Raw genomic sequence first — 7,913 nt, 5'->3', positions numbered from 1 at the left:
CCCCCGCCCCGGCCGCTGCCCCGGCGCCCGCACCCGCGGCCCCGGCTGCTGCCCCGGCTCCGGCCCCGGCCGCCGCTCCGGCCACACCCGCACCGAGCGGCGACGCCACCCCGTACGTCACCCCGCTGGTCCGCAAGCTCGCGACCGAGAACAACGTCGACCTGTCCACCGTGACCGGCACCGGCGTCGGCGGCCGCATCCGCAAGCAGGACGTGCTCGCCGCGGCCGAGGCCAAGAAGGCCCCGGCTGCCGCCGCCCCGGCCGCCGCTGCTGCTCCGGCCACACCGGCCGCCGGCGTCCGCCCGGAGCTCGCGAACCTGCGCGGCACCACCCAGAAGGTCAACCGGATCCGCCAGATCACGGCGGTCAAGACCCGGGAGTCGCTGCAGACCACCGCGCAGCTGACCCAGACCTTCGAGGTCGACGTCACGAAGATCGCCGCCCTGCGCGCCCAGGCCAAGGCCGGGTTCGCCGAGCGCGAGGGCGTGAACCTGACCTTCCTGCCGTTCTTCGCCAAGGCCGTGGTCGAGGCGCTCGGGGCCCACCCGAACGTCAACGCCAGCTACAACGAGGACGCCAAGGAGATCACCTACCACGCGGCCGAGCACCTGGGCATCGCCGTGGACACCGAGCAGGGCCTGCTCTCCCCGGTGATCCACAACGCCGGCGACCTGTCGCTGGCCGGTCTGGCCCGCGCCATCGCGGACATCGCCAAGCGTGCCCGCTCCGGTGGGCTCAAGCCGGACGAGCTGTCCGGTGGCACCTTCACGATCACCAACATCGGCAGCCAGGGCGCGCTCTTCGACACCCCGATCCTGGTCCCGCCGCAGGCCGCGATGCTGGGCACGGGCGCGATCGTCAAGCGTCCGGTGGTGGTCACCGACGAGACCGGCAACGAGTCCATCGGCGTCCGGTCGATGTGCTACCTGCCGCTGACCTACGACCACCGCCTGGTCGACGGCGCCGACGCGGGTCGGTTCCTCACCACGATCAAGCAGCGGCTGGAGGAGGCCTCCTTCGAGGCAGACCTGGGTCTCTAGGTCGCTTCGCTCAGCGGTCTCCAGGTCGCACCGCTCAGCGGTCTGCAGGTAGGCCGCACACGCTGTCCGTCGGGGGCACCATCGATACTGATGGTGCCCCCGACGACGTGAAGGAGGCAGTACCCATGCGCGTGATCATCGCCGGCTCGTCCGGACTCGTCGGCACCGCCCTGGTGGCCGCACTGCGCGCCGACGGGCACGACATCCGACGCCTGGTCCGGCGCCCAACCGCGGGCCCGGACGAGTACCGCTGGTCCCCGCCGGACGGCGCGATCGCGCCGGGCGCCTTCAACGGCGTCGACGCGGTGGTGAACCTGTGCGGAGCCGGCATCGGCGACCACCGCTGGACGAGCGCGTACAAACAGCACCTGCGCGACAGCCGCCTCACCGCCACCGACGTGCTCGCGTCCGCGGCCGCCGAGGCCGGCGTGCCGACCCTGCTCAACGCCAGCGCCGTCGGCTACTACGGCGACACCGGCGACCGCGCCGTCGACGAGACGGCGCCGCCCGGGTCCGGCTTCCTCGCCGACCTGTGCCGGGACTGGGAACGGGCGACCGGACCGGCCCGCGCGGGTGGGGCCCGCACGGTCCTGCTGCGCAGCGGCACGGTGGTCGCGCGGCACGGCGGACTGCTCGGCAAGCTCCGCCCCCTCTTCGCCTACGGGCTGGGCGGTCGACTCGGCAACGGCCGTCAGTACCTGTCGTGGATCTCGCTCGAGGACGAGGTCGAGGCGGTCAAGTTCGTGCTGCGCACCGACTCTGTCGACGGCCCGGTGAACCTGACCGGGCCCTCCCCCGTCACCAATGCCTCCTTCACCGCCGCACTCGGCCGCGCGCTGCACCGGCCGACCCCCTGGGTGGTGCCCGGGTTCGCCGTCTCGGCCCTGGTCGGGGAGTTCGCCGACGAGGCCGTCCTGACCGGCCAACGCGTGCTGCCGACGGTCCTCGAGGACGCCGGTTACGCCTTCCGCCACACCACCATCGGCGAGGCGCTCGCGGCCGCCGTGGCACCGGAGCGCTCCTGAGGATCTCCGCCGCAGGCGACCTCGACCGGGTACGCGGCGGGCCCGCCCGCGGGCGTAACGTGTGGTCGATGAGCAGTCGCACGATCTCCGCCCGATTCAGCGCAGAACCCCTCGAGGTCCGGAACCTCGGCAGCGTGGACTACCTGGCCGCGTGGGAGATGCAGCGGGAGCTGGCCGACGAGCGCGCCCAGGACCGCGGGCGCGACACCATGCTCCTGCTCGAGCACCCGTCCGTGTACACCGCGGGACGCCGGACCGCGCCGGAGGACCGGCCCACCGACGGCACCCCGGTGATCGACGTCGACCGCGGCGGAAAGCTCACCTGGCACGGTCCCGGCCAGCTGGTCGGCTACCCGATCGTCAAGCTGGCCGAGCCGGTGGACGTGGTGAACTACGTGCGACGCCTCGAGCAGGCACTGATCTCGGTGTGCGGTGACCTCGGCGTCGACTGCGGCCGCGTCGATGGCCGCTCCGGGGTGTGGCTGCCGGCCGCCCTCACCGACGGCACCTGGCTGCCCGAGCGCAAGATCGCCGCGATCGGGGTCCGGGTGCAGCGCGGCGTCGCCCTGCACGGCTTCGCGCTCAACTGCAACGCCGTGCTCGACGCCTTCGACGAGATCATCCCGTGCGGGATCACCGACGCCGGCGTCACCTCGCTGACCCGGGAACTGGGCCGCGAGGTCACAGTGGAGTCGGTCACCCCGGCCGTCACCGCCGCCGTCGCCGCCGCACTGGACGGCACCCTCCCCGTCGCCGAGCACGACATCGAGCGGGTCACCTTCGACGCCGCGGCGGCGGCCGCGCGGCCCGCGCAGGCCGGCACCGCGCGGCCCGTCACGACGCCGGAGTTCACCACCCACCGCTTCGGCTGAACGGGGCTCTCCCGGTCGGCTGCGACGGAATCGGCGGGCGTACCATCGGTCCCGTGACTGTGGCCCCAGAAGGACGCAAACTGCTCCGTATCGAGATCCGAAACGCGGAGACCCCCATTGAGCGCAAGCCCAACTGGATCAAGACCCGCGCGAAGATGGGCCCGGAGTACACCGAGCTCAAGTCGCTGGTCAAGAGCGAGGGCCTGCACACCGTCTGCGAAGAGGCCGGCTGCCCCAACATCTACGAATGCTGGGAAGACCGCGAGGCCACCTTCCTCATCGGCGGCGAGCAGTGCACCCGTCGCTGCGACTTCTGCCAGATCGACACCGGCAAGCCCACCGACCTCGACCGGGACGAGCCGCGCCGGGTGGCCGAGTCGGTGCAGTCGATGGGTCTGCGGTACTCGACCATCACCGGCGTCGCCCGCGACGACCTGCCCGACGGCGGCGCGTGGCTCTACGCGGAGACCGTCCGCCAGATCCACGAGCTCAACCCGGGCACCGGCGTGGAGAACCTGGTCCCCGACTTCAACGGCAAGCCGGACCTGCTCGCCGAGGTCTTCGAGTCGCGCCCCGAGGTGCTCGCGCACAACCTCGAGACGGTGCCGCGGATCTTCAAGCGGATCCGGCCGGCGTTCCGGTACGAGCGTTCGCTCGGTGTGCTCACCGCCGCCCGCGACTTCGGCCTGGTCACCAAGTCCAACCTGATCCTCGGCATGGGCGAGACCCCCGAAGAGGTCCAGCAGGCGATGGTGGACCTGCACGAGGCCGGCTGCGACATCATCACCATCACCCAGTACCTGCGCCCGTCGCCGCGGCACCATCCCGTCGAGCGCTGGGTCAAGCCGGAGGAGTTCGTCGACCACTCCGAGTTCGCCACCGAGCTCGGCTTCGCCGGCGTGATGGCGGGGCCGTTGGTCCGTTCCTCGTACCGGGCCGGCCGCCTCTACGCGCAGGCGATGGCGCACCACGGGCGCGCGCTGCCCGAGGGCCAGGCCCACCTCGCGGAGGGCGGCAGCGCCTCGCAGGAGGCCAGTTCCCTGATGGAGCGCCTCGCGGCTCGAGCCTGACCGCACCACCGCGGGCAGGCCACCGGGGCTCGACCACCGGACGGGTGCGCTCGACGCCTCGCCAGGGACGTATCCTGTGAGCTATGGCGAACGGCAAGGGCAAACCCACCAAAGAGGCGAAGGCGGCCGCGAAAGCGGTCCGTAAGCAGGCATCGAAGGAGCGCAGGAGCCAGCTCTGGCAGGCGTTCCAGATGCAGCGCAAGGAGGACAAGCTCCTCCTGCCGCTGATGATCGGCTCGGTGATCGGGCTGGCCGTGGCGTTCTTCCTGGTCGGACTGATCTTCAACGTCCAGTGGTTCCTGCTGCCGATCGGCATCATGCTCGGCGCGCTGCTCGCGTTCGTGATCTTCGGCCGGCGGGTGCAGAAGAGCGTCTACCGCAAGGCGGACGGCCAGGCGGGCGCGGCGGCGTGGGCGCTGGACAACCTGCAGGGCTCCTGGCGGGTCAGCAATGCGATCGCGGGCACCACCCAGCTCGACGCGGTGCACCGGGTTCTCGGGCGTCCCGGCGTCATCCTGGTCGGCGAGGGTGCGCCGCAGCGGGTGAAGACCCTGCTCGCGCAGGAGAAGAAGAAGACCGCGCGACTCGTCGGCGACACCCCGATCTACGAGATCGTCATCGGCAACGACGAGGGCCAGGTCCCCCTCTCGCAGCTGCAGAAGTACCTGTCCAAGCTGCCCAAGAACATCGACACCAAGCGGATGGACACCATCGAGTCGCGCCTCTCGGCACTGGGCAAGCGCAGCGGTCCCGCGATGCCGAAGGGTCCGATGCCCGCAGGCGCCAAGATGAAGAGCGTCCAGCGCACCATGCGTCGACGCTGAGCCGCCGGTGAGCCGAGCCCGTTCCCGGCTCGCCGCACAGACGAAGGGCACCTGCCCGGACAGATTCGCTCCGTCCGCGCAGGTGCCCTTCGTTCGTTCCGGGTCTGACGCCGTGCGACTACCGGGAGCGCACGAGCGCGGTACCGGTGGCGCGGTCGTGCATGCCGCGGCCGTCGGTGTCGGTGATCAGCGCGGGCACCACGAACACCAGCAGAACCTGCCGGGCCAGGGCCCGCACGATGCCGACGGGCACCGCCGCGTCCACCCGGGCCACCTGCAGGCCGACCACGAACTGGCCGGGGGTGAAGGAGAACAGCGTCACCGTCACGACGCCGACGACGAACCACACCCCCAGGATGACGGTGCCCAGCATGCCGGAGTACAGGTCGCCGCCGAGGATCAGCAGCGCGACGCCGCCGCCCATGAGCCAGTCCACCATGAACGCCCCGAGCCGTCGGGACGTGCTCACCAGGGACCCGGGACCGGACTCGGGCAGGCCGAGCCGTTCGCCGCGGTAGCGGTCCTCGGTGCCGTCCGCACCCTTGGGGAGGGCCGCAGAGGGGCCAGAGAGCCAGGATCCGGTCATGCGTGACATGACCTCAAGGATAGGCGGGATCCGCCGAGCTCACCGACACGCCCTCGCGGATGTGACCTGCGTCGTAATACGCGACGTGTAACACTGGCGAAACATAACCTTGATTGTTGGGCAACACCGGTTCCCTACCGTCACCCTCGACGCAAACCCGCCGCAATCAACACTGGCTGGGACCCAACTGAAGGAGCACAAGCGTGGCGTTCAGCACGGCCGAAGAGGTCATCAAGTTCATTGCCGACGAGAACATCGAGTACGTCGACATTCGCTTCACCGATCTGCCGGGCGTTCAGCAGCACTTCTCCATCCCGGCCAGCGCGTTCAACAAGGACGTCTTCGAGGACGGCCTGGCGTTCGACGGCTCCTCGGTGCGTGGATTCCAGTCGATCCACGAGTCGGACATGATGCTGCTGCCCGACGTCAGCACCGCGCGGGTCGACCAGTTCCGCGCCGCGAAGACGCTGAACATCGACTTCTTCGTGCACGACCCGTTCACCCGGGAGGCCTACAGCCGCGACCCGCGTAACGTCGCCCGCAAGGCCGAGGAGTACCTGGCCAGCACCGGCATCGCCGACACCGCGTTCTTCGGCGCCGAGGCCGAGTTCTACATCTTCGACTCGGTCCGCTACGACTCGGGCATGAACCACGCGTTCTACGAGCTGGACTCCGTCTCCGGCGCCTGGAACACCGGCGCCGACCGCAACCCCGACGGCAGCCCGAACCTCGGCTACAAGGTCCGCGCCAAGGGCGGCTACTTCCCCGTCGCCCCGTACGACCACTACGTCGACCTGCGCGACGCGATCTCGACCAACCTGCAGAACGCGGGCTTCGAGCTCGAGCGCGGCCACCACGAGGTCGGCACCGGCGGCCAGCAGGAGATCAACTACAAGTTCGGCACGCTGCTCGCCGCGGCCGACGACCTGCAGCTGTTCAAGTACATCGTCAAGAACACCGCCTGGCAGCACGGCAAGTCCGCGACCTTCATGCCGAAGCCGCTCTTCGGTGACAACGGCTCGGGCATGCACGTGCACCAGTCGCTGTGGAAGGACGGCAAGCCGCTCTTCCACGACGAGTCCGGCTACGCGGGCCTGTCCGACATGGCGCGCCACTACATCGGCGGCATCCTGCACCACGCGCCGTCGCTGCTGGCGTTCACCAACCCGACGGTCAACTCGTACCACCGCCTGGTGCCGGGCTACGAGGCCCCCATCAACCTGGTGTACAGCCAGCGCAACCGCTCCGCGGCCGTGCGTATCCCGATCACCGGCAACAACCCGAAGGCCAAGCGCATCGAGTTCCGCGCACCGGACTCCTCGGGCAACCCGTACCTGAACTTCGCCGCGCAGATGATGGCCGGCCTGGACGGCATCAAGAACAAGATCGAGCCGATGGCGCCGGTCGACAAGGACCTCTACGAGCTCCCGCCGGAGGAGGCCCGCAACATCCCGCAGGCCCCCACCAACCTGTCGACGGTCATCGACCGCCTCGAGCAGGACCACGAGTACCTCACCGAGGGTGGCGTGTTCACCACCGACCTGATCGAGACCTGGATCTCGATCAAGCGCGAGCAGGAGATCGCCCCGGTCAACCTGCGCCCGCACCCGTACGAGTTCGAGCTCTACTACGACGTGTGAGCCAGCTAGGCCGCTGACCAGCATCGGAGCGATTCAGAACCCGCCCCGGTACGCAGTCAGTACGCAGTAGCCCCAGACGAGTCCATTCGTTCAGCGATCACAGCACCGATCGCAGAGCGGGTGGACTCGTCTGCGTCGGGCCGCAGATGCCCGTACGTGTCCAGATCCGTGCCCCACCACACCCGAATCGTCCTGTCTACCGGTCCGGACTCCTGTCCACGGCGAATTCCCCGACCACCTTCTCGGTGATGCGACTCCTGACCGGACCTGGGATCTGGTGCGCAAACTTCTTCAGGTAGGCGTCGACCCACTCGCTCCGCTGCGCCAGGAACGGAAAATCGGAGCCGACCATGTTGCGCACCGCAAGAATGGGGAGCGGTGCGTCCAGTGCCGGGAACGCCTTGTTCCGTAGCCCGGGCGTGGTGCATCCCGGATAGAACTGGCCGAGCATGAGTCCTTCCTGGACGAACTTGGACTTGCCTTCGCGTTGCGCCTCCTCGATCAGTGAGTAGTCCAAGACGTCGGGGAACACGAGGAGCACTGCCTTCAGGAGCGCATCGTCGCCGTCAGTCGGTGGCAACGCGGGAAAAGCACTGAATATCTCGTCGACCGCCTCCGTCATCTGCGGAAGACCGACGTCGCAGCCATCGATGAATCCGACCCAGAACAGTCCTCGCGAGATCGACGGATGGGTGAACGGGCAGACCGGACCCGATCTGCCGAGATCTGGATGCGGTTGAATCAGGTAGCCGCAAGCCCAACCGCGCAGCAGCTCCGAGTACCGGTGCTCGGAGCCCACGACCGCGCCCCTGCCAAATAGCTTCTCGAGTTGAAACGCGGTCATTTCTCCTCCTTG

Annotated in this window: 8 protein-coding genes; 6 read left to right on the top strand and 2 right to left on the bottom strand. The window is 69.4% G+C overall.

Translation table 11 applies throughout. The features are described from left to right. From sucB to AC1DWC_RS23040, 5 genes are all read left to right on the top strand, one after another. A partial coding sequence (gene sucB / locus AC1DWC_RS23060; RefSeq protein ID WP_477911773.1) for a 2-oxoglutarate dehydrogenase, E2 component, dihydrolipoamide succinyltransferase occupies nucleotides 1-1,040 on the top strand: 1,040 nt, incomplete at its 5' end. A gap of 125 nt (nucleotides 1,041-1,165) precedes the next feature. After that, nucleotides 1,166-2,065 (top strand): TIGR01777 family oxidoreductase, encoded by a 900-nt coding sequence (locus tag AC1DWC_RS23055; RefSeq protein ID WP_477911771.1) that lies wholly within the window; start codon nucleotides 1,166-1,168, stop codon nucleotides 2,063-2,065. A gap of 68 nt (nucleotides 2,066-2,133) precedes the next feature. Continuing rightward, on the top strand, nucleotides 2,134-2,937 hold the full coding sequence (lipB, locus tag AC1DWC_RS23050) for a lipoyl(octanoyl) transferase LipB (protein WP_477911769.1): 804 nt from the start codon (nucleotides 2,134-2,136) through the stop codon (nucleotides 2,935-2,937). 53 nt (nucleotides 2,938-2,990) lie between these two features. Then, a complete protein-coding gene (gene lipA / locus AC1DWC_RS23045; RefSeq protein WP_477911767.1) occupies nucleotides 2,991-4,007 on the top strand; it encodes a lipoyl synthase in 1,017 nt (338 codons plus the stop codon). 83 nt (nucleotides 4,008-4,090) lie between these two features. Then, on the top strand, nucleotides 4,091-4,831 hold the full coding sequence (locus AC1DWC_RS23040) for a DUF4191 domain-containing protein (protein ID WP_072847301.1): 741 nt from the start codon (nucleotides 4,091-4,093) through the stop codon (nucleotides 4,829-4,831). A gap of 118 nt (nucleotides 4,832-4,949) precedes the next feature. Here the strand turns inward: AC1DWC_RS23040 and AC1DWC_RS23035 are convergent, their stop codons facing one another. Continuing rightward, on the bottom strand, nucleotides 4,950-5,426 hold the full coding sequence (locus tag AC1DWC_RS23035) for an RDD family protein (protein WP_072847300.1): 477 nt from the start codon (nucleotides 5,424-5,426) through the stop codon (nucleotides 4,950-4,952). A gap of 194 nt (nucleotides 5,427-5,620) precedes the next feature. On the opposite strand from AC1DWC_RS23035, the gene glnA reads away from it, so the two are divergent. Beyond that, nucleotides 5,621-7,057: a type I glutamate--ammonia ligase gene (glnA, locus tag AC1DWC_RS23030; protein ID WP_477911765.1), complete on the top strand. Its 1,437-nt coding sequence runs from the start codon at nucleotides 5,621-5,623 to the stop codon at nucleotides 7,055-7,057. A gap of 196 nt (nucleotides 7,058-7,253) precedes the next feature. Here the strand turns inward: glnA and AC1DWC_RS23025 are convergent, their stop codons facing one another. Continuing rightward, nucleotides 7,254-7,901, bottom strand: coding sequence for a DUF6875 domain-containing protein (locus AC1DWC_RS23025; protein ID WP_477911763.1), 648 nt, complete (start codon nucleotides 7,899-7,901; stop codon nucleotides 7,254-7,256). Between the last annotated feature and the right edge of the window lie 12 nt (nucleotides 7,902-7,913).

It is taken from the genome of Rhodococcus sp. P4_C10 (assembly GCF_056402135.1).
This window is presented reverse-complemented; position numbering and strand designations above follow the sequence as displayed.

Excerpts from the sequence above, each read along its gene's own strand:
- AC1DWC_RS23040 (WP_072847301.1), top strand. The coding sequence starts at position 4,091 with ATGGCGAACGGCAAGGGCAAACCCACCAAAGAGGCGAAGGCGGCCGCG.
- AC1DWC_RS23025 (WP_477911763.1), bottom strand. The coding sequence starts at position 7,901 with ATGACCGCGTTTCAACTCGAGAAGCTATTTGGCAGGGGCGCGGTCGTG.
- lipB (WP_477911769.1), top strand. The coding sequence starts at position 2,134 with ATGAGCAGTCGCACGATCTCCGCCCGATTCAGCGCAGAACCCCTCGAG.
- AC1DWC_RS23035 (WP_072847300.1), bottom strand. The coding sequence starts at position 5,426 with ATGTCACGCATGACCGGATCCTGGCTCTCTGGCCCCTCTGCGGCCCTC.
- AC1DWC_RS23055 (WP_477911771.1), top strand. The coding sequence starts at position 1,166 with ATGCGCGTGATCATCGCCGGCTCGTCCGGACTCGTCGGCACCGCCCTG.